The organism is Streptomyces sp. NPDC039430, assembly GCF_055639435.1.
In genome coordinates this window covers 367,808-387,780 of sequence record NZ_JBVKAK010000001.1, presented here as the reverse complement: position 1 = coordinate 387,780, position 19,973 = coordinate 367,808, and the positions used below count along the sequence as shown (strand labels likewise).

16 protein-coding genes are annotated in these 19,973 nt (G+C 71.8%); 7 read left to right on the top strand and 9 right to left on the bottom strand.

Annotated elements, in window-relative coordinates:
* Nucleotides 1-159: 159 nt before the first annotated feature.
* On the top strand, nt 160-3,750 hold the full coding sequence (locus ACZ7LS_RS01605; RefSeq protein ID WP_385130109.1) for an AfsR/SARP family transcriptional regulator: 3,591 nt from the start codon (nt 160-162) through the stop codon (nt 3,748-3,750).
* Nucleotides 3,751-3,827: 77 nt separating this feature from the next.
* On the opposite strand, the gene ACZ7LS_RS01600 is transcribed toward ACZ7LS_RS01605, so the two are convergent.
* From ACZ7LS_RS01600 to panB, 3 genes are all read right to left on the bottom strand, one after another.
* Nucleotides 3,828-4,688 (bottom strand): ABC transporter permease, encoded by an 861-nt coding sequence (locus ACZ7LS_RS01600; RefSeq protein ID WP_385130111.1) that lies wholly within the window; start codon nt 4,686-4,688, stop codon nt 3,828-3,830.
* Nucleotides 4,685-5,713 (bottom strand): ATP-binding cassette domain-containing protein, encoded by a 1,029-nt coding sequence (locus ACZ7LS_RS01595; RefSeq protein ID WP_382518571.1) that lies wholly within the window; start codon nt 5,711-5,713, stop codon nt 4,685-4,687. Before ACZ7LS_RS01595 ends, ACZ7LS_RS01600 begins: the two co-directional genes overlap by 4 nt.
* Nucleotides 5,714-6,051: 338 nt before the next feature.
* Nucleotides 6,052-6,933 (bottom strand): 3-methyl-2-oxobutanoate hydroxymethyltransferase, encoded by an 882-nt coding sequence (panB, locus tag ACZ7LS_RS01590; protein WP_382518574.1) that lies wholly within the window; start codon nt 6,931-6,933, stop codon nt 6,052-6,054.
* A 198-nt stretch (nt 6,934-7,131) separates the two neighbouring features.
* Here panB and ACZ7LS_RS01585 point away from each other — a divergent pair, with 198 nt between their 5' ends.
* The 4 genes from ACZ7LS_RS01585 (at nt 7,132) to ACZ7LS_RS01570 (ending at nt 12,225) form a co-directional block, all read left to right on the top strand.
* A complete protein-coding gene (locus ACZ7LS_RS01585) occupies nt 7,132-8,754 on the top strand; it encodes an MFS transporter (protein WP_382518576.1) in 1,623 nt (540 codons plus the stop codon).
* Between the two features lie 142 nt (nt 8,755-8,896).
* Nucleotides 8,897-9,505: a TetR/AcrR family transcriptional regulator gene (locus ACZ7LS_RS01580; protein WP_382518809.1), complete on the top strand. Its 609-nt coding sequence runs from the start codon at nt 8,897-8,899 to the stop codon at nt 9,503-9,505.
* Between the two features lie 203 nt (nt 9,506-9,708).
* A complete protein-coding gene (locus ACZ7LS_RS01575) occupies nt 9,709-10,737 on the top strand; it encodes an endonuclease/exonuclease/phosphatase family protein (RefSeq protein ID WP_382876498.1) in 1,029 nt (342 codons plus the stop codon).
* Nucleotides 10,738-10,998: 261 nt separating this feature from the next.
* Complete coding sequence (locus ACZ7LS_RS01570) at nt 10,999-12,225, top strand: MFS transporter (RefSeq protein WP_382518581.1); 1,227 nt, start codon at nt 10,999-11,001, stop codon at nt 12,223-12,225.
* Nucleotides 12,226-12,432: 207 nt separating this feature from the next.
* Here the strand turns inward: ACZ7LS_RS01570 and ACZ7LS_RS01565 are convergent, their stop codons facing one another.
* From ACZ7LS_RS01565 to ACZ7LS_RS01545, 5 genes are all read right to left on the bottom strand, one after another.
* Complete coding sequence (locus ACZ7LS_RS01565; protein WP_382518583.1) at nt 12,433-14,190, bottom strand: NAD+ synthase; 1,758 nt, start codon at nt 14,188-14,190, stop codon at nt 12,433-12,435.
* A 158-nt stretch (nt 14,191-14,348) separates the two neighbouring features.
* Nucleotides 14,349-14,768, bottom strand: a complete 420-nt coding sequence (locus ACZ7LS_RS01560) for a CBS domain-containing protein (RefSeq protein ID WP_382518586.1) — start codon at nt 14,766-14,768, stop codon at nt 14,349-14,351.
* 202 nt (nt 14,769-14,970) lie between these two features.
* Nucleotides 14,971-15,669, bottom strand: coding sequence for a DUF305 domain-containing protein (locus ACZ7LS_RS01555; RefSeq protein ID WP_385130191.1), 699 nt, complete (start codon nt 15,667-15,669; stop codon nt 14,971-14,973).
* Between the two features lie 68 nt (nt 15,670-15,737).
* Nucleotides 15,738-16,385, bottom strand: a complete 648-nt coding sequence (locus ACZ7LS_RS01550; RefSeq protein ID WP_382664170.1) for a DUF3105 domain-containing protein — start codon at nt 16,383-16,385, stop codon at nt 15,738-15,740.
* A gap of 138 nt (nt 16,386-16,523) precedes the next feature.
* Nucleotides 16,524-16,949 (bottom strand): hypothetical protein, encoded by a 426-nt coding sequence (locus ACZ7LS_RS01545; protein WP_385130115.1) that lies wholly within the window; start codon nt 16,947-16,949, stop codon nt 16,524-16,526.
* Nucleotides 16,950-17,061: 112 nt separating this feature from the next.
* Here ACZ7LS_RS01545 and ACZ7LS_RS01540 point away from each other — a divergent pair, with 112 nt between their 5' ends.
* Together ACZ7LS_RS01540 and glnA are read left to right on the top strand one after the other, a co-directional pair.
* On the top strand, nt 17,062-17,658 hold the full coding sequence (locus ACZ7LS_RS01540; protein WP_382518594.1) for a MarR family winged helix-turn-helix transcriptional regulator: 597 nt from the start codon (nt 17,062-17,064) through the stop codon (nt 17,656-17,658).
* 241 nt (nt 17,659-17,899) lie between these two features.
* A complete protein-coding gene (glnA, locus tag ACZ7LS_RS01535) occupies nt 17,900-19,261 on the top strand; it encodes a type I glutamate--ammonia ligase (RefSeq protein WP_129773011.1) in 1,362 nt (453 codons plus the stop codon).
* A gap of 94 nt (nt 19,262-19,355) precedes the next feature.
* Here glnA and ACZ7LS_RS01530 read toward each other — a convergent pair whose 3' ends face one another.
* On the bottom strand, nt 19,356-19,865 hold the full coding sequence (locus ACZ7LS_RS01530) for a pyridoxamine 5'-phosphate oxidase family protein (RefSeq protein WP_382664166.1): 510 nt from the start codon (nt 19,863-19,865) through the stop codon (nt 19,356-19,358).
* Nucleotides 19,866-19,973 lie beyond the last annotated feature (108 nt).

Below are 19,973 nucleotides of genomic sequence, written 5' to 3'. Positions count from 1 at the left end.
CCGCCAACGGATCCCGGCGTACGAGCGGTGGCGGCGCCCGGTCGGCGCCTGCCCCCGTGGTTCGGCACGCACGCTCGCCCAGCCACCCGCGCCACGTCGCGGGGGCCCTCGGCGCGAGGCCGGGCGGTCCTCCTGGCGGCCTTCACGGACAATGGGCGGATGCGCTACCTGCTCCTCGGCACCACACGGGCACTGCACGACGACGGCGCCCCCGTCGCCCTCGGCGGTGCGCGGCTGCGTGCGCTGCTGACGGTGCTCGCCCTGCGGCCCGGCCGTACGGTGCCGGTCGCCCAGCTCGTCGCCGAGGTCTGGGACGGCGATCCGCCCGCCGACGCGGTGGGGGCGCTCCAGGCGCTGGTCGGGCGGTTGCGGCGGGCGATCGGCTCCGCCGCCGTCTCCTCCGCGGAGGGCGGCTACCGGCTGCGCGCCGACGAGGAGGACGTGGATCTCCACCGCTTCGGCCGGCTCGCCGCCGAGGGCGCGCGGGCCCTGGCGGACGGTGACGCGACCAAGGCGGCGAGCCTCCTCGACGAGGCGCTGGCGCTCTGGCGCGGTCCCGCGCTGGCCGACCTCCCCGACCGTACGACCGAGGCGGCCCGCTGGGAGACCCGCCGGCTGGAGGCCCGCAGGGCGCGGCTCACGGCCGCGCTCGCCCTCGGCCGCGCCGAGGAGACGCTGCCCGAACTGGCCGCGCTCTGCGGTGAGTTCCCGCTCGACGAGCCGCTCCAGGCGCTGCGTATCCGCGCCTTGCGCGACGCGGCACGCCCGGCCGAGGCCCTGGCCGCGTACGACAGGGTGCGCCGGGCGCTGGCGGCCCGCCTGGGCGCCGACCCGGGCCCGGAACTGCGCGCTCTGCACGAGGAACTGCTCCGGGGCACCGGAGGCACAGGCGGGACTGGTGGCACAGGCGGGGCTGGTGGCACAGGCGGGGCTGGTGGGACCAGTGGGACCGGCGGGTCTGTGGGGACACGCGCGTCCGATGAGCCGGAGCGGGCCGGGGGCGGCGGGCGCTCCGACCGTACGGGCGCCACGTCCCCCGGCCCCGTCCGCCCAGCGGACCGGGCCCCGCGCCCCGCCGCGCCGCCCGGCAATCTCCGGGCACGGCTGACCAGCTTCGTGGGGCGCGAGGGCGACATCGAGGCCATCCGCGGCGATCTCGGCCGCGCCAGGCTCGTCACCCTGCTCGGCCCCGGCGGAGCGGGGAAGACCCGGCTCTCGCAGGAGGCCGCGGAGCTGATGGCAGAGGGGTGGACCGACGGCGTATGGCTCGCGGAACTGGCGCCCGTGAACGATCCGGAGACCGTGCCCGAGGCCGTCTTGTCCGCGCTCGGCGCGCGGGAGACCGTACTGCGGGGCGCCGGGGCCGAGGAGCTGCGGGCCGCCGACCGGCACGCCGGTGAGCCGCTCGTACGGCTGGCCGAGCACTGCGCGCGCCGGCGCATGCTGCTGCTCCTCGACAACTGCGAGCATGTGATCGGCGCCGCCGCCGCCCTCGCCGAGGAACTGCTCGCCCGCTGTCCCGAGCTGACGATCCTGGCGACGAGTCGTGAGCCGTTGGGGGTGCCGGGTGAGTCGGTGCGGCCGGTGGAGCCGTTGCCTCCGGATCCGGCGCATCGTTTGTTCGCGGAGCGTGCTCGTGCGGTGTGGCCGGGGTTCGATGTGGCGGGGGATCCGGCGGCGGTGGCGGAGATCTGTCGTCGTCTCGACGGTCTGCCGCTGGCGATCGAGCTGGCGGCGGCGCGGTTGCGGATGCTGACTCCGCGTCAGATCGCGGACCGGCTCGATGACCGGTTCCGGCTGCTGACCAGCGGGAGCCGGACGGTCCTGCCGCGTCAGCAGACGCTGCGCGCGGTCGTCGACTGGTCCTGGGACCTGCTCGACGCGTCCGAACGCGCGGTACTGCGCCGGCTGTCCGTCTTCGCGGGCGGCTGCGGACTGACGGCCGCCGAGTCGGTCTGCGCGGACAGCCCGGCTGAGTCGGCCGCCCCGGGCGCCCCTGAAGCCCCGGCCATCCTTCAGGCCCCGGCCGCACCGGCCATCCTTCAGGCCCCGGCTGCCCCCGAAGCCCAGGCGGTCCCAGCCGCCCCGGCCACCACACACATCGTCCCGTCCCAGGACGTCGCCCGCCTCCTCGGCTCCCTCATCGACAAGTCCCTCGTCGTCGCCGCCCCCGCGCCCGACGGCGACATGCGCTACCGGCTGCTGGAAACCGTCGCCGAGTACGCTGCCGAACGGCTCGACCAGGCCGGGGACCGGGCCGCCGCCGAGCGCCGCCATCTCGTGTACTACCGGGAGCTGGCCCGTACCACCGACCCCGTACTGCGCGGCCCCGGCCAGCACGCCGCGATCGCCCGGTTCCAGCTGGAGTACGAGAATCTGCGCACCGCGCTGCGCCGCGCCGTCGTCGCCCGCGACGAGCAGGAGGCGCTCTGTCTCGTCCTGTCCCTCGGCTGGCTCTGGCAGATGCTCGACCTGCGCGCCGACGCCCGGCACTGGGCGGAGGCCGCCGCGGCTCTCGGACCCGACCCGTTCGCCCCGCCCGTGGAGCCGGCCCCCGCCATCTCGGAGCGGTGCACGGACGCGCCACCGCCCATGACCCCCGAACTGCTCCAGGAGGCCAGGCGCCAGGTGCGGATGATCGGGATCGTCAGCATGAATCACGACGCGGAGAACTGGGCCACACCCGAGCGGCTCGCGTGGCTGAGCGACGTCGCCGCCGCCTACCGGCCGGGGCTTCCGCAGACCTGCCGGTTCCCCGGGACGCTGTACGTCTTCGCGTACATGCTCAGCGGGGATCCACAGGGGCTGAGACGGGTCGTGGACGAGACCGTACGGTCCTGCGAGAGGCTCGGTTACGACTGGGAGCTGGCCAGCGCGCTGCACGTACGGGCCAATATCTTCTCCAACCGCGGCGACCGGACCGGGGACGCGACCCGGGACAGCGACCGCAGCCTGGAGATCTTCCAGCGGCTCGGCGACGCCTGGGGCACCGCCGAGGCGCTGTCCGCGCGTGGCGAGGCCAGGGAGGGGGCGGGGGAGTACCGCCTCGCCGCCGACGACTACCGGGCCGCCATCGCCCATGCCGAGAGGCTCGGCGCGCAGAGTCAGGCCGCGCTGTTGCGTGCCCGGCTGGCGACGACCATGTTCGAGACCGGCCAGGGCGAGGAGGGCGAGCGCATCCTCCGCGAGGTGCTGGCCGAGGGGCGCGACACCTGGCAGGAGGCGCAGCCCGCGGCCCGGCTCTTTCTCGCGCTCTGGCTGGGCCGTACCGGACGCGGGGACGAGGCGCGGGACGAACTCAACCGGCTGCTCGACGTGTTCCGCTCCGAGACGCTGGCCATCTTCGAGGGGTTCGTCCAGGGCGTCTTCGCCTGGCTGGACTGCGCGGACGGCCGCTACGCCCCGGCGCTGGGGGCGGCCCGCGCGGCCGTGGAGGCGGCGCTGACACCGCTGTCGCTGATGGTCGCCCCCGAGATGGCCGCGATCCATCTGGTCACGGTGGCCTGGGCGCTGGGCGGTCTGGCCGCCGAGGAGGGCGACCGGGAGCGCGGCCGGGACGCGGCCCGGCTGATCGGCGCGTACGAGGCGCTGTCACCCGTCGGGCGCCACCCCGCGTACTCGGAGAGGTACATCGCGAAGGGCGCGCGCGAGACGGCCATGGGTCTGCTCGGCGCGGCCGCGTTCGAGGAGGCGCGCGCCGAGGGCGGCGGCCTCACTCTGGAGGAGGCCACCACCCTCGCCGGGTGCTGAGCCCGTCGTCGGGGGCCCGTCGTCGGGGGCCCGACGTCCGGGATCTGTCCGGTCCTGGATCCGTCGGGGCCCTGATCTCAGGACTTCTTACGGAACTTGGCCACCGCGAGCGGCGCTGTCACCAGCGTGATCGCCGCCGCCCACCCCAGCGTCATCCACGCCGAGTCCGCGACAGGACCGCCGTTGATCAGGCTCCGCGCCGCGTCCGCGAGATTGGACAGCGGGTTGTAGTCGGTGAACGTCTGGAGCCAGCCGGGCATCGTGGACGGCGGGGCGAAGATCGACGAGCCGAACTGCAAGGGCATCAGCACGAGCATCGCCACGCCCTGGACAGCCTGGGCCGTCTTCATGGTGAGCCCCAGCAGTATGAAGATCCACATCAGCGAGGCGCCGAACACCAGGGACAGACCGACCGCCCCGAACAGTTCGAGCACCGACGTCCTGATCTCCATGCCGAGCAGGAAGCCCATGCCGAGCAGGATGGCGGTGGCGACCAGCATCCGGCCGATCTCGACGACGATCTTGGCGATCAGCACCGAGGACCGGGCGATCGGCATCGTACGGAACCGGTCCATGACCCCCTTGCGGAAGTCGTCGTTCACACCCGTGCCGACGGCCATCGCGATGTTCATGCCCATCATCGCCATCAGGCCGGGGATCACATAGTTCACATACTCCTCACGGCTGCCGCCGAGGCTCGCGCCCACGGAGCCGCCGAAGACGTACACGAACAGCAGCGTGAAGATGATCGGCATCAGCAGGACGTCGAACATCGACTCGGGATCCTGCTTGATCTGGAGGGCGTTGCGGCGCACCAGCGCGCCGATGTGCCGCAGATTGGCGCGCAGTCCGATCCGGCCCTCGGCGGCGGCGGCGGTGGCGGGCGACGGCGCGGGTGCCTTCTCGGGCGCGGACGTGGGCAGTGTGGTCGTGCTCATGCCGCGACCTCCTCGGGTGTGGTGTCGGACACGGAGGCCGTCTTCTGGCCGGTGATGGCCAGGAACACTTCGTCCAGGCTCGGGAGATGGGTGCCGATATGGGCGATCCCGAAGCCGCGCTCGCCCAGCAGGCCGACGACCGCGGTCAGTTGCTCATCGCTCAGGATCGGTACGTACAGCAGGCCCTCGTCCGGGACGGCCTGCGTGCCGGACAGGCCGTCGAGCCCGGTCTCGGCGATCGCCCGTGCCATCGCGGGGAGCTGCGCCGGGTCCGCGGGCCGGATCTGGAGCGTACGGCCGCCGACCTTCGCCTTCAGCTCGTCCACCTTGCCGTTGGCGATGACCCGGCCGCGGTCGATGACCGTCAGCTCGCTGGCCAGCTGCTCGGCCTCTTCCATGTACTGGGTGGTGAGCAGGACGGTGGACCCCTCCGCGACCATCCGCTGCACCTCGTCCCAGACCTCGTTGCGGGTACGGGGGTCGAGCCCGGTGGTCGGCTCGTCCAGATAGAGCACGGAGGGTTGGCCGATCATCGAGGCCGCCAGGTCGAGGCGGCGCCGCATACCGCCGGAGTACTGCATCGCGGCCCGCTTCGCCGCCTCGGTGAGGGAGAAGCGCTCCAGCAGCTCGTCGGCGCGGCGGCGGGCGTCCTTGCGGGACAGATCGAGCAGCCGGCCGATCATGTAGAGGTTCTCCCAGCCGGAGAGCTTCTCGTCGACCGAGGCGTACTGGCCGGTGAGGCCGATGGTGCGGCGCAGCTGGCGCGGCTGGCGCAGTACGTCGTACCCGGCGACCATCGCGGTCCCGGCGTCGGGCTGGACGAGCGTGGAGAGAATACGGACGAGCGTTGTCTTGCCGGCGCCGTTGGGCCCGAGCACACCGAGGACGGTGCCCTCGCGCACATCGAGGTCCACTCCGTCGAGAGCCCGGGTGCCCTGTGGTCCGCCGTAGTGCTTGACCAGCCCCCGTACCTCGACGGCGTTGCCCGTGCGGCTGCCGTTGGGGTTCTTGTCGATTCGAGTCATGACACCAGTGGACCAGCTGCCACCGACAAGCCACCGACAAGCCACCGACAAGCCACCGACAAGCCACCGACAAGCCGCCGACAAGCCGCCGACAAGCCGCCGTCGGGAGGCTGTCGGGCCGCCGTCGTGGCGAGCCGCTCGGGCCGCCGGCGGCCCGCGGCCCGCGGAAAGCCGACAGCCCGCCGACGGGGGAAGATCGGCGGGCTGTCGTCCGTGCGGGCAGTGGCTTCTGGGGCGGTGGGGTCCGCCTCCCCGGCCGCGCCCAGGGACTGTCCCCGGCCGCGCCCGGGGACAGTCCCTGGTGGCTGGGAGCAGCCCCTATGGGCCGGGGGCAGGCCCTAGTGGAACGTGTGCTCCTCCTGAGGGAACGTTCCTCCGATGACCTCGTCCGCGAACTCCCTCGCCGCGTCCCCGAGCGTCTGCCGGAGATTCGCGTACTGCTTCGTGAAGCGCGGCACCTTCCCTCCGGTGAGCCCGACCATGTCGGTGTAGACGAGCACCTGCGCGTCCGTCTCGGGCCCGGCGCCGATCCCGATGGTCGGGATGTGCAGGATGCGGGTCACCTCGGCGGCCAGCTCGGCGGGGACCAGTTCGAGCACGACCGCGAACGCCCCCGCGTCCTGTACCGCCTTGGCGTCGCGGAGCAGCTGCTGCGCGGCCTCCTCGCCGCGGCCCTGCACCCGGTAGCCGAGGGTGTTGACGGACTGCGGGGTGAGCCCGATGTGCCCCATCACGGGGATACCGGCCTGTACCAGCAGCTCGATCTGGGTGTGCGAGCGCTCGCCGCCCTCCAGCTTGACCGCGCCCACCCCCGCGTCCTTCACCAGCCGGGTGGCGCTGCGCAGGGCCTGGACCGGCCCTTCCTGGTACGAGCCGAACGGCAGGTCGCCGACGATCAGAGCGCGCTTCGTGCCCCGTACGACGGCCGCGGCGAGCATCGTCATCTCGTCCAGCGTGACGGGCACGGTCGTCTCGTACCCCAGATGGCAGTTCCCCATCGAGTCGCCGACGAGCATGACCGGGATGCCTGCCTCGTCGAACACGGAGGCCGTCATCGCGTCATAGGCGGTGAGCATGGGCCATTTCTCGCCGCGCTCCTTGGCGGCGCCGATGTCATGGACGGTGACGCGCCGGGAACTCGTGCCGCCGTACAGCGCCTTGGGGCCTGCTTCGGGGCGTCCCGCGCGTGACGTCCGCGCAGCCTCGGTCTGAACAGTCATGGCCAAAGGCCCTTTCGTCATCTCGAGGCACCCTGACGGTGTCCCCGGACCGGGTCCATGGTGGCATCCCGGGACCGGTCACGGGAAGTAGGGGCCGGGAAGTGGGGGGCGGGCGGGGGCATGCGGGGCCATGGGCCGCGCGTAAAGACTTTCCAATACGAGACGGTCTCGTATCGAAAGTGGTCTAGGGTGTGCGTCATGTCCACACCGTCCGGCGGCGCCGCCGCCGCACCCCGCATACCCGAGTCCCGTGTCCCGGAGGCGGTCCACCGCCGCCGCTGGGCCATCCTCGGCGTTCTGATGTTCAGCCTGCTCATCGTCGTGCTGGACAACTCGATCCTGAACGTGGCGGTCAAGACGATCGCCGCCCCCGAGCCCACCGGCATCGGCGCCACCCAGAGCGAGCTGGAGTGGGCGATCAACTCCTACACGCTCGTCTTCGCCGGACTGCTCTTCACCTCCGGGCTGCTCGGTGACCGCATCGGCCGCAAGAAGGTGCTCCTCTTCGGCATCGCCGTCTTCGGCCTCGGCTCGGCGCTCGCCGCCCTGTCCGGCTCGCCCGCCGAACTCATCGGCTACCGCGCCCTGATGGGCTTCGGCGCCGCGTTTGTGATGCCCGCCACCCTCGCCGTCCTGATGAACGTCTTCGAGCGCGAGGAGCAGCCCAAGGCCATCGGCATCTGGGCGGGCAGCGTGGGCCTCGGCATCGCCATCGGCCCGATCACCGGCGGTCTGCTGCTCGAACACTTCTGGTGGGGATCCATCTTCCTCGTCAACGTCCCGGTGGCCGTCGTCGCGCTGGTCGCGATGGTGCTGCTGGTCCCCGACTCGAAGGACCCCAGCCCCGGCCGGGTCGACCCGCTGGGCGTCGTCCTCTCCATCGTCGGTCTCGTCCTGCTGGTGTACGGCATCATCCGCGGCGGCGAGCTGGCCGACTTCACCGGTGCGGGCGTGCTCGCCCCGCTCCTCGGCGGCGTGGCCGTACTCGCCCTCTTCGTCTGGCACGAGAAGCGCAGCAGCCACCCGTCCATCGACATCTCGTACTTCAGGAAGCCGGCCTTCGCCGCCGCCGTCGCCGCCATCGCGCTGGTCTTCTTCGCGCTGATGGGCGTGACGTTCTTCTCGGCCTTCTACCTCCAGAGCGTGCGCGGCTACAGCGCGCTCCAGTCCGGGCTGCTGATCCTGCCGCTCGCCGCGGCACAGATGATCTTCGCGCCGCGTGCCCGGCTGGTGGTGGACCGGTTCGGCGCCCGCGCGGTCTGCACGGCAGGCATGCTGCTCGTCGCGGCGGGACTCGCCGCGTTCGCCCTCTTCGGCGCGGACACCCCGGTCTGGGTGCTGTGCCTCGTCTTCTTCGTCCAGGGCACCGGAATGGCGCACATCATGCCGCCGGTGACCGTGGCGGTCATGCAGGCGCTGCCCCGCGAGAAGGCCGGTTCCGGCTCGGCCATCAACAACACCTTCCGCCAGGTCGGCGGCGCCCTCGGGATCGCAGTACTCGGCTCGGTGCTCTCCGCGACCTACCGGGGCGGGATCGAGGGACACCTCGGCGCGGTCCCGGCCGGCGCGCGGGACGCGGCGGGGGAGTCGATCGAGGCGACCCTCGGCGTCGCGGAGAAGATGGGTCCGGCGGGCCGGCCGCTGATCAGCTCGGCCTACGACGCGTTTCTCGACGCCATGCATGTCACCGCCCTCGGCTCGGCGGCCGTCGCGCTGATCGGCGCCGTGGTGGTCGCGCTCTTCCTGCCGGGCCTGCCGGAGCCCCGGAAGCTCGCGGGGAGCGAGGAGGCGCCCGAGCCCGCGACCGCCGCCCGCGGCTGACGGCGACGCCGTGTACGCCGTGGGGTGAGACGCCGTGGAGTGAGACGCCCGTGTACGAGAATTGGCACGGCGGAAGCGCGGCGCGGCGTACACGGCGTACACGTCGTACGCGGCGGCCGAGGGCGGCGAGAGGCGGAGACAGGTGCGGGAGCAGGGCCACGAGAACGAACACCGGCGCGGCAGGCCACGCAGTGAGGCGGTCGAGCGGGCGATCCTGGAGGCCGTCGTGACCCTGCTGGAGGACGGCGTGCCGCTCGGCGCGCTCTCCGTCGAACGCATCGCCCGCACGGCGGGCGTCGGCAAGGCGACCATCTACCGGCGCTGGCAGGGCAAGGAGGAGCTGTTCCTCGATGTCCTGCGGGAGATCGAGCCGCCGGAGCCCGAACTGCCCGGCACCTCGGCGCTCGACGATCTCAGGGCCGTGCTGGAGTCGATGCGCCGGCGCGGGCTCGCCCAGCGGTCCTCGGCCATGCTGCACAACGTCGTCGTCGAGATGAAGAGCCAGCCCAAACTCTGGGCGGAGTACCACAGGACGATCGTCGGCCCCCGGCGCGAGCTGACGACGGGCCTGATCCGGCGCGGGGTCGCCTCCGGTGAGCTACGGGACGACCTGAGCGTGGAGTTGATGCACGAACTGCTGGTCGGCCCGATGCTCATGCGCACCCTGCACCGGCCGGGCGCACCGCTGGACGAGGACCTCCCCGACCAGATCATCAGCGCCGTGCTCCAGGGGCTGCGCCCGCGCGAATGACGCCGGTGCGCGCCGGAAACCAGCCCGGCCCGGCCGTGCGGGATCTGTCACACCTGCCCCGCTTACCTCCTTGATCGGAACCCGCGAACCCGTACTCTTCGTCTCCGTGCCAGTACGGCTGTCCCCGGACGGCGGAGAAAGTGCCCGTACATCGCCTAGGGTCGGGGGCGGGCGTGCACAGCAAGGCAGTGAGGGCAGCGCATATGACGCAGGAGTACACGGCGCAATCGGTGACGGACGGCGGGCAGGAGGACCCCCGCACCAGCTCACGCGTCAGAACTCTGCTCGACCGATGGCGGGGCGATCCGGGCATCTGGCGGCGGGGCATCGTGCTCGCGCTGCTCGCCGTGGTGGTCGCGCTGCTGATGATCTTCCACGCGCAGATCCCGAACAAGATCGGCAACCTGGGCAGTCTCATCGAGACCTTCCTGCCCTGGTTCGGGGTGTTCGTTCCGCTGATCCTCGTGCTGGCGCTGGTACGGCGCTCCGCCACCGCGCTGATCGCCGTGCTGCTGCCCGCCGTGGTGTGGGTCAATGTCTTCGGCGGACTCCTCACCGACAAGTCCGGCGACGGCGGTGACCTCATGGTCGCCACCCACAACGTCAACGCGGACAACCCCGACCCCGAGGGCACCGCGCGCAAGCTGGCGGAGTCCGGAGCCGATGTGGTGGCGCTGGAGGAGCTGAAGGCCAGCGCCGTCAAGACCTATACCGACGCGCTCGCCGGGACGTACAAGTACCACTCGGTGCAGGGCACGGTCGGGCTGTGGAGCAAGTACCCGATGACCGGGGCCGAGCCCGTCGACATCAGGCTGGGCTGGGTCCGCGCCATGCGCGCCACCGTCAGCACCCCGGAGGGCCGGGTCGCCGTCTACGTGGCGCATCTCCCCTCCGTGCGCGTCAAGCTGAACGCGGGCTTCACCGCCAACCAGCGCGACAAGAGCGCCGACGCGCTGGGCGAGGCCATCTCGCACGAGTCGCTGAGCCGGGTGATCCTGCTCGGCGATCTGAACGGCACGATGAACGACCGCTCGCTCAACGCCGTGACCTCCCAGATGCGCTCCACCCAGGGCGCGGCGGGGCACGGATACGGCTTCAGCTGGCCGACGTCGTTCCCGCTGGCGCGGATCGACCAGATCATGGTGAAGGGCGTCGAGCCGACCTCGTCCTGGACCCTTCCCGCGACGGACAGCGACCATCTGCCGATCGCGGCGCGGGTGCGGTTGCGCTGAGCCTCCGCGCGAGGCCCCCGCGCTGCGCCGCCTCGCCGGAGCGGTGCCGGTCGAAGGCGCGCTGACCCGAAGCGCCCCGACCGAAGGCGTGCTGACCACGCCGCGCTGACCACGGCGCGTCGGCCGGAGCCTCGCCGGACGGAGCGCTGGGCGCAATCCGGAGTTCATCCGCCGGAATAGAAACCCTGAGAGACTTTGTTCCGTGGGGGTACTTAATCCTGAAGTCCTGACCCCCTGAAGCTCACCACGGAAGGTCTCTTGATGCCCCTCGCCCTGTTCGCCCTGGCCGTCAGCGCTTTCGGCATCGGGACGACAGAGTTCGTGATGATGGGCCTGCTGCCCAATGTCGCGGACGATCTGGGTACGTCCGTGCCGACCGCCGGATATCTGGTCTCGGCCTACGCGATCGGTGTCGTCGTCGGCGCCCCCCTGCTCACCGCCCTCGGCTCCCGTATCCCGCGCAAGCGGATGCTGCTCCTGCTCATGGGGCTCTTCGTCATCGGCAACCTCGGCTCGGCGCTCGCGCCCGGCTTCGGCTGGCTGCTGACGGGCCGCTTCCTCGCCGGGCTGCCGCACGGCGCGTTCTTCGGCGTCGGCGCGGTCGTCGCCGCCCGGCTGGTGCGCGAGGGCCGGCAGGCGCGCGCCGTCGCGACCATGTTCCTGGGCCTGACCGTCGCCAATATCGTCGGCGTCCCCGCGGCCACCCTGCTCGGCCAGAACCTCGGCTGGCGCGCCACCTTCCTGGTGGTGACCGTCATCGGCCTGGTCGCGCTCGCGGCGCTCGCCCGGCTCGTCCCGCACATGCCGGTGGAGGCGCACCAGAGCGTGGGCCGCGAGATACGCGCCCTCGGCGACCGTCAGGTGCTGCTCGGCCTCGCGACGGCCGTCTTCGGCTTCGCCGGGGTCTTCGCCGTCTACTCGTACCTGGCCTCGATCACGACCGAGGTGATGGGATTCGGCGAGTCCTCCGTCACGCTGGTCCTCGCGCTCTTCGGCATCGGGATGACGCTGGGCGCGCTGGCGGCCGGGCCGCTGACCGACCGGGCGCTGCGGCCCACCCTGTACGCCTCGCTCGGCACGCTCGCCGTCGTACTGCTCGCCTTCCGCTTCACGGCGCACATCCAGTGGGCGGCGCTGGTGACGGTCGTGGTGCTGGGCGCGGTCGGGTTCCTGACCACCACTCCGCTGCAGATGCTGGTCATGCAGAAGGCCAGGCACGCCCCCACGATCGCCTCCGCCTCGAACCACTCGGCCTTCAACCTCGCCAACGCGGGCGGCGCCTGGCTCGGCGGCGCGGCGATCGCGGCGGGCTGGGGCTGGCTGTCCCCGACCCTGGTCGGCGCGGTGCTCGCGGTCGTCGGCCTGGCGATCGCGGTGACGGCCGGGCTGCTGGACCGGGGCGACAGGGGCGGGCGGGCGCCGGAGGCGTCGCGGGTCGTCGCCTCGGCCACGACGAGGACCGGCGCGACGACGGAACGGGTGGGCTGAGCCACGACGGAACGGGTGCCGAGTCCCGTGGCTCACCCGGCGGGTGGGCCTCGGCTCCCACGCGGCCTCGGCTCCCACGCGGCCTCGGCTCCCACGCGGCCTCGGCTCCCACGCGGCCTCGGCTCCCACGCGGCCTCGGCTCCTGTGCGGACCCGCGTCCGCCGCGGCGCCGGGCCCCGCGGCCCCGCGCGCCCGTGTCCCTGTGCGTTACGGCCTGTGCTCGCGCCAGCGGTTCGTGATCGGCAGCCGCCGGTCCTTGCCGAAGCCCTTCGCCGAGATCTTGGTGCCCGGCGGGTACTGGCGCCGCTTGTACTCCGCGGTGTCCACCATCCGCAGCGTCCTGGCGACCAGTTCCGCGTCGAAACCGGCCGCGATGATCGCGTCCACGCCCTGGTCGCGGTCGACGTACAGCTCCAGGATCCGGTCCAGTACGTCGTAGTCGGGCAGTGAGTCCGTGTCGACCTGGCCGGGGCGCAGCTCGGCGCTCGGCGGCTTGGAGATCGAGGTCTCCGGGATCGGCGGGGTCTGGCCGCGCTCCTCGGCGGCGCGGTTGCGCCAGCGGGCGAGCCGGAAGACGGAGGTCTTGTAGACGTCCTTGATCGGGCCGTACGCGCCGACGGAGTCGCCGTAGAGCGTCGAATAGCCCACGGCCAGCTCGGACTTGTTGCCCGGTGCGAGAACGATGTGCCCCTCCTGGTTGGAGAGCGCCATCAGCATCGTGCCGCGCAGCCGCGACTGGAGGTTCTCCTCCGCGAGCCCGGTCAGCCCCAGCTCGCCCATGTACGCGTCGAACATCGGCTCGATCGGCTGCGTACGGAAGTTGAGTCCGGTACGGCGGGCCAGCTCGGCCGCGTCGTCCCTGGAGTGGCCGGACGAGTACTTCGACGGCATGGAGACGCCGTACACGTTCTGCGCGCCGACCGCGTCACAGGCGATGGCGGCGACGAGCGCGGAGTCGATACCGCCGGAGAGACCGATCAGCACGGACCGGAAGCCGTTCTTCGCGGCGTACGCGCGCAGGCCCACCACCAGCGCCGAGTACACCTCCTCGTCGTCGTCCAGGCGCTCGGCGTAGCCGCCCGTCAGCTCGGGCTCGTAGGCCGGCAGCGGGTCCTCGGAGAGGACGACCCGGTCGATCCGCAGCCCGTCGTCCACGACCCCCGTGGGCGCTTCCGGCGAGGCGGCCGGCAGATCGAGGTCCAGTACGACACAGCCCTCGGCGAACTGCGGTGCGCGCGCCACGACTTCGCCGTTCTTGTCCACGACGATCGAGTCGCCGTCGAAGACCAGCTCGTCCTGGCCGCCGATCATCGCCAGATACGCGGTGGTGCAGCCGGCCTCCTGGGCGCGCTTGCGCACCAGGTCGAGGCGGGTGTCGTCCTTCTCGCGCTCGTACGGCGAGGCGTTGACCGAGAGCAGCAGCCCCGCCTCGGCGGACCGGGCGGCCGGGACCCGGCCGCCGTCCTGCCAGAGGTCCTCGCAGATCGCGAGCGCGATATCGACGCCATGGACCCGGATGACGGGCATGGTGTCGCCCGGTACGAAATACCGGAACTCGTCGAAGACGCCGTAGTTGGGCAGATGGTGCTTGGCGAAGTTGAGGACGACCGCGCCGCGGTGCAGGACGGCGGCGGCGTTGCGCGGGGCGCCCGCGGGCTGGCCGTAGCGCGGCTGGGCCGACTCGGAGCGGTCCAGATAGCCGACGACGACGGGCAGCTCGCCGAAGCCCTCCTCGTCGAGCCGTACCGCGAGCGCGCGCACGGCGGCCCGGGACGCCTCGACGAAGGACGACCGCAGGGCGAGATCCTCGACGGGGTAGCCGGTCAGCGCCATCTCGGGGAACGCCACGACGTGCGCTCCCTGCGCGGCGGCGTGCCGGGTCCAGTGCACGATCGCCTCGGCGTTCGCGGCGAGATCGCCGACGGTCGAGTCGATCTGATTCAGAGCGAGGCGTAGTTGAGGCACGGGACCCAGTGTAATCGTCTGACTGACGCGATGTCCTGGGGTGCGTGTGTGGGGCAGCCCACTCGGCGGGGCTCACTCGGCGGGGGCCCACTCGGTACGGGCGGCGGCCCCTGCGGTGCGGGCGGTGCGTCCGCCGGGGGTGGCGCGCGAGCCGGGGCTCAGCCGTGCGCGTAGACCTGCTCCATCCAGGAGGCGAGCTGTCCGTCGGTGAGGTGCTGGGCCAGGTCGGCCTCGCTGATCATCCCGACGAGACGCTTGTCCTCGATCACCGGCAGCCGGCGTATCTGGTTGCTCTGCATCTCGTACAGCACCTCGTCCACGTCCGCGCCCGCGTCGATCCAGCGAGGGGTGCCGTGCGCCATCTCACCGGCCGTCGTCCCTGCCGGGTCATGGCCCATCGCCACACACCCGACGACGATGTCGCGGTCCGTGAGAATGCCGGTCAGCCGGTCCTCGGCGTCGGCGATGGGGAGCGCGCCCACATCCAGCTCGCGCATGAGCTGGGCGGCGCGGTCCAGGGTCTCGTGGGCCGGGATCCACTGGGCCCCGGGGTGCATGATGTCTTTGGCGGTCGTCATGGGTTCCGTCCCTCCTGAGTGCCGTCCACCCCGAGCCAGAACCATCATCGTGCAGCCGTTCGAGTGGCGCGACCGCAAGAGACCACCGAGTTCACGGGACCGCCGGGGCCCCGGCGGCCGGGGACTGAGCCCGGGACTGAGCCTGGGACTGAGCCGGGGCCGCCGGAGCCCGGGGGACCGGCGGCCCCGGCTGCCCCGTGCGTCAGCCGTCGGCGCGCGGCTTCGCGCCGCGCGCCGCGAGCAGGTCCGCCATCAGCTTCATCTCGGACTGCTGCGCCGCGACCATCCCCTCGGCGAGGTCCTTCTCCGTACCGGGCGCGCACAGCCGCACGCAGCCCTGGGCCATCGCGACCCCGCCCTTGTGGTGGTCGGTCATCAGCTGGAGATAGAGGATCTCGGCGGCCTTGCCACGGGCCTCGCGGAGCCGGTCCAGCTCCGTCTTCGTGGCCATGCCCGGCATCAGCGAGCCGTCGTGCGCCTGATGGCCCGCGTCACCGTGATCCATCGAGCCCATGTCCATGCCGCCGTCACCGTGGTCCATGGTCTTGTCCATGGACATCCAGGCCATCGGCTCACTGCCCGACTCGACCTTCGGCAGCCCCCACATGTCCAGCCAGCCCAGCAGCATTCCGCGCTGGTTCGCCTGGGTGTTGGCGATGTCGTACGCCAGCCGGCGCACCTCCTCGTCGTCCGTGCTGTCCCGCACGATGAACGACATCTCCACCGCCTGCTGGTGGTGGACCGCCATGTCCCGCGCGAAGCCCGCGTCCGCCGAGTCCGTGGCCGGGGTACGGGGCTCGGCGGAGCCGCCGTCGCGCCCGGCCGAGGCCACCGCCGCCGTACCGGCGAAGACCAGCGCCAGGACGACGGCGGTGATCGCCGCCCACTGCGTGCGTGTCACCTTGCGCGCCGGTCGGGCCGTCTCCGCCGTCTCGGCCGCGGCCGTCGGGCCGGGCGCGCTCTCCGCCGTCACTGCGCGCCCATTCCGCCCGTGCAGGCGGCGCCCGGCTCCGGGGTCTGCGTGCCCTGCACGTACTTCGTGAAGAACTGGTCCACGCGCGGGTCCGTGGCGCTGTCCACCGTGACCTGCTTGCCCCACGCGCTCAGCATGAGCGCGCCCGCCTGGTTCTTCACCGGGCTCATCAGCGTGTAGGGGGTGTTCTCCACCTTCTCGCTCAGCGCCTTCACGTCGGCTTCGGACGCCTTGTCGTTGTACGTGACCCAGACCGCGCCGTGCTCCAGCGAGTGCACCGCGTTCACGTCCGGGACCGGCTCCTTGTAGACGTCCCCGTCGCAGTTCACCCAGATCTGGTTGTGGTCACCGCCCACGGGCGGGGTCATCGGGTACGTGACCGCCTCGGTGACATGGTTACGGCCGAGCTTCTTGGCGTCCCAGGACTTCTCGTCCTTCACGGGCGCCTTGGCCGCCGCCTGTTCCTGCTCCTTCTTGTCCGACTCCTTGTTGAGGAGGTAGGCACCGCCGGCGATGAGGGAGACCACCACGACGGCGCTCGCCGTGATCGTGATGATGCGGCTGCGCCGCTCGCGGGCCCGCTCGGCGCGGCGCATCTCCTCTATTCGGGCCTTGCGCTCGGCGGACTGGGACTTGGAAGCCATGATGTGTGTCCTTCTGCGATGACTGATGACGGAGTGACTGCGGAACGGAACGTGGACAACTGCGTGAGCACGGAACGTGGTTCGGGACATGCGGAACCCGGTGCGGGGGCCGGACCGGCGAGATCCGGACGACAGGCCCTACGTCCGCAGTACTTGAAGGACGTGGAGGTCCGGGGCGCGGGCGAGCGCTCCGGAGCGGGGCACCCGGCCGGTGGGGAACGGCGGTTCGAGGTGCGAGGGCTGGACATCGCAGGCGAGCGGGGTGGCCGGCGGCGGGACGGTGAGGACGGCCGGGCTCTGATGGGGGAAGAGCCCGCAGTCACCCTTGTCGTACGGGCAGGTGTACCGGGCCTCGGCCTCGGCCCGGTCCCGGATGGTGGCCCCGGCGGCCGGGCCGTACGCGCCGCCGTCCGCCACCGCCGCCGGACCGTCCGGGTGGTGGACCCCGGTACCGTCCGGCTCGGCTCCCAGACAGATGAAGAGCGCGGCGAGCAGCGTCGCCACGGCACTCAGCAGTGCCGTGGGACGCGTGACGCGTATGTGGCCCGCCCGCGATCCCCCCATGGGCGCAGATCGTAGTGCGTACACCCCCGCCGGCAGGAGTGAGGAGCCTGTTCCGGTCCGTCTCGGGGACCCCAGACGGTACGAACCGGACGCCGCCGGGGTACAAAGAGGCATGGCCGAGGATCCGCAGCCGCACCGACAACCGCGCCCCCAGCCGGAGCCGCCCGCGCGGGACTCCGGGGGGCGGGCCGATGTCCCCGGGGGCCAGGCCGATGTCGACGCGGTGACGCACGCCGTGCTGACCGCCTCCCGGCTCCTGGTGAAGGTGTCGGCGCGGTCCCTGGCGGCCGTCGCGGAACCGGTCACCCTGCCGCAGTTCCGGCTGCTCGCGGTCCTCGCCGCCCATGGCGACGCCAAACTGGTCGATATCGCCGAGCGGCTCGGGGTGAACCCGTCGACGGCCATGCGGATGCTCGACCGGCTGATCGTCGCGGGCCTGGCGACCCGGCAGAGCAATCCGTGCAACCGCCGCGAGACGATGCTGCGGCTGACCCCGGAGGGCCGCACGCTGGTCGCCCGGGTCACCGCCGTACGCCACCGCGAGATCTCGGCGATCGTCGAGCGGCTCACCCCCGAGCAGCGCACGGCCCTGGTCGGCGCGCTCGGCGCGTTCACCGAGGCGGGCGGGGAGCCGGCGGTCCCGGGCGAGGACACGGAGCCGTACCCCCTGGGCTGGTCGGACACTCCCGCCCGGCACAGTGGTGGCTGACAGGCGCCAAAGTCGATCTTCCGCACCGGTCTCCCGCACAATGGATTGCGGCCGCCTGTTTCATGAGCATGGGACGAACGGGCACTATGGGCGAGAAGCCCGTACACACGCACGACGCGATGTGTTGGACGGGGGTTCGCAACGCGCCGGAAATCGTGTGGTGGGATGCTCGGGTGCCCCGGCGTGCCCCGCGGCATGGGAGCAGGTGGCCTGACCAGCAAGGATGGGTAGGACGGCTAATATGGACAAGCAGCAGGAATTCGTGCTCCGTACGCTCGAAGAGCGCGACATCCGCTTCGTACGCCTGTGGTTCACCGACGTGCTCGGCTTCCTGAAGTCGGTCGCCGTCGCGCCCGCCGAGCTGGAGCAGGCCTTCGACGAGGGCATGGGCTTCGACGGATCGGCGATCGAGGGCTTTGCCCGCGTGTACGAGTCCGACATGATCGCCAAGCCCGATCCGGGCACGTTCCAGATACTGCCCTGGCGCGCGGAGGCCCCCGGCACGGCACGGATGTTCTGCGACATCCTGATGCCCGACGGCTCGCCGTCCTTCGCGGACCCGCGCTACGTGCTCAAGCGGATCCTCGCGAGGACCTCGGATCTGGGCTTCACCTTCTACACGCACCCCGAGATCGAGTTCTTCCTGCTGAAGGACAAGCCGGTCGACGGCACGCGCCCCACGCCCGCCGACAGCTCCGGCTACTTCGACCACACCCCGCAGAACGTCGGCATGGACTTCCGGCGCCAGGCGATCACGATGCTCGAATCCATGGGCATCTCGGTGGAGTTCAGCCACCACGAGGGCGCCCCCGGCCAGCAGGAGATCGATCTGCGGTACGCGGACGCGCTCTCCACCGCCGACAACATCATGACGTTCCGCCTGGTCATGAAGCAGGTCGCGCTGGAGCAGGGCGTGCAGGCGACGTTCATGCCGAAGCCGTTCTCCGAATACCCGGGCTCGGGCATGCACACCCATCTCTCCCTCTTCGAGGGGGACCGCAACGCCTTCTACGAGTCGGGCGCCGAGTACCAGCTCTCCAAGGTCGGCCGCTCCTTCATCGCCGGGCTGCTGAAGCACGCGGCGGAGATCTCGGCCGTCACCAACCAGTGGGTCAACTCGTACAAGCGCATCTGGGGCGGCTCCAGCCGCACCGCGGGCTCGGGCGGCGAGGCCCCCTCGTACATCTGCTGGGGCCACAACAACCGCTCCGCGCTGATCCGCGTCCCGATGTACAAGCCGGGCAAGACCGGCTCGGCACGGGTCGAGGTCCGCTCCATCGACTCGGGAGCCAACCCCTATCTGACGTACGCGGTGCTGCTCGCCGCGGGCCTCAAGGGCATCGAGGAGGGCTACGAACTCCCGGCGGGCGCCGACGACGACGTATGGGCCCTCTCGGACGCGGAGCGCCGCGCGATGGGCATCGAGCCGCTGCCGCAGAACCTGGGCGAGGCGATCTCGCTGATGGAGCGCAGCGAGCTGGTCGCGGAGACGCTCGGCGAGCATGTCTTCGACTTCTTCCTGCGCAACAAGAAGCAGGAGTGGGAGGAGTACCGCTCCGAGGTGACGGCCTTCGAGCTGAAGAAGAACCTGCCGGTGCTGTAGTACGTGTGGTGCTGTAGCGCCCAAGGCGTGATCCGGTCCGGGCTGGCGGGGTTGTCGTACCGCCGGCCCGGACCGGCCCCCGGGCCCGCGGCGGTCAGAACCGCCAGCGCGTCTGGCTGTACGGGGCCTTCCCGAAGCCGAAGGCCGTGCGGGGCGCGACCTCGAAGACCAGCGCCACATTCCCCTCGCCGCCCGTGAACCCGCCGTCCTGTACGTCGAAGTGCCACTCCGCGCCGTATTTCGCCTCCCACAGCCCGGCGAGCACGGTCAGCCGGGACGCGTCGGTCACCCGGACCGCCGTGCCCTCGACCACCAGGTCACAGCCGCCCCGGAGCGCGTTCACACCGGTGGTGAGCACCACTTCCGGGTTACGGGCGAGGTTCATGGCCTTGCGCTCGGCCGCGCCGGTGCAGAAGTGCAGCGCGCCGTCCGCCCAGACGGCCGGCAGCGGGGTGACATGCGGGCGGCCGTCGGGCCGTACGGTCGACAGCCAGAACAGCTCGGCCTCGGCGAGCAGGCCCTCGGCCTCCGGCCAGGCGGTGGCGGCGGCCTCCGGCTCGCCGTAACGGGCGTCCAGCTCGGTGCGGGGCTCCTTGCGTGCCATGGTGCGGTCCTCTCGCGCGGTGTCGTACGACAGCTGTACAGGAGGGACCGGCGGCGCGGGCCGGACTCATCGGTCTTCCGCCGGGACCTGGGTCTAGGCTCGTTGCCT

Excerpts from the sequence above, each read along its gene's own strand:
- ACZ7LS_RS01605 (WP_385130109.1), top strand. The coding sequence starts at position 160 with ATGCGCTACCTGCTCCTCGGCACCACACGGGCACTGCACGACGACGGC.
- ACZ7LS_RS01600 (WP_385130111.1), bottom strand. The coding sequence starts at position 4,688 with ATGAGCACGACCACACTGCCCACGTCCGCGCCCGAGAAGGCACCCGCG.
- ACZ7LS_RS01595 (WP_382518571.1), bottom strand. The coding sequence starts at position 5,713 with ATGACTCGAATCGACAAGAACCCCAACGGCAGCCGCACGGGCAACGCC.
- panB (WP_382518574.1), bottom strand. The coding sequence starts at position 6,933 with ATGACTGTTCAGACCGAGGCTGCGCGGACGTCACGCGCGGGACGCCCC.
- ACZ7LS_RS01585 (WP_382518576.1), top strand. The coding sequence starts at position 7,132 with ATGTCCACACCGTCCGGCGGCGCCGCCGCCGCACCCCGCATACCCGAG.
- ACZ7LS_RS01575 (WP_382876498.1), top strand. The coding sequence starts at position 9,709 with ATGACGCAGGAGTACACGGCGCAATCGGTGACGGACGGCGGGCAGGAG.
- ACZ7LS_RS01570 (WP_382518581.1), top strand. The coding sequence starts at position 10,999 with ATGCCCCTCGCCCTGTTCGCCCTGGCCGTCAGCGCTTTCGGCATCGGG.
- ACZ7LS_RS01560 (WP_382518586.1), bottom strand. The coding sequence starts at position 14,768 with ATGACGACCGCCAAAGACATCATGCACCCCGGGGCCCAGTGGATCCCG.
- ACZ7LS_RS01550 (WP_382664170.1), bottom strand. The coding sequence starts at position 16,385 with ATGGCTTCCAAGTCCCAGTCCGCCGAGCGCAAGGCCCGAATAGAGGAG.
- ACZ7LS_RS01545 (WP_385130115.1), bottom strand. The coding sequence starts at position 16,949 with ATGGGGGGATCGCGGGCGGGCCACATACGCGTCACGCGTCCCACGGCA.
- ACZ7LS_RS01540 (WP_382518594.1), top strand. The coding sequence starts at position 17,062 with ATGGCCGAGGATCCGCAGCCGCACCGACAACCGCGCCCCCAGCCGGAG.
- glnA (WP_129773011.1), top strand. The coding sequence starts at position 17,900 with ATGGACAAGCAGCAGGAATTCGTGCTCCGTACGCTCGAAGAGCGCGAC.
- ACZ7LS_RS01530 (WP_382664166.1), bottom strand. The coding sequence starts at position 19,865 with ATGGCACGCAAGGAGCCCCGCACCGAGCTGGACGCCCGTTACGGCGAG.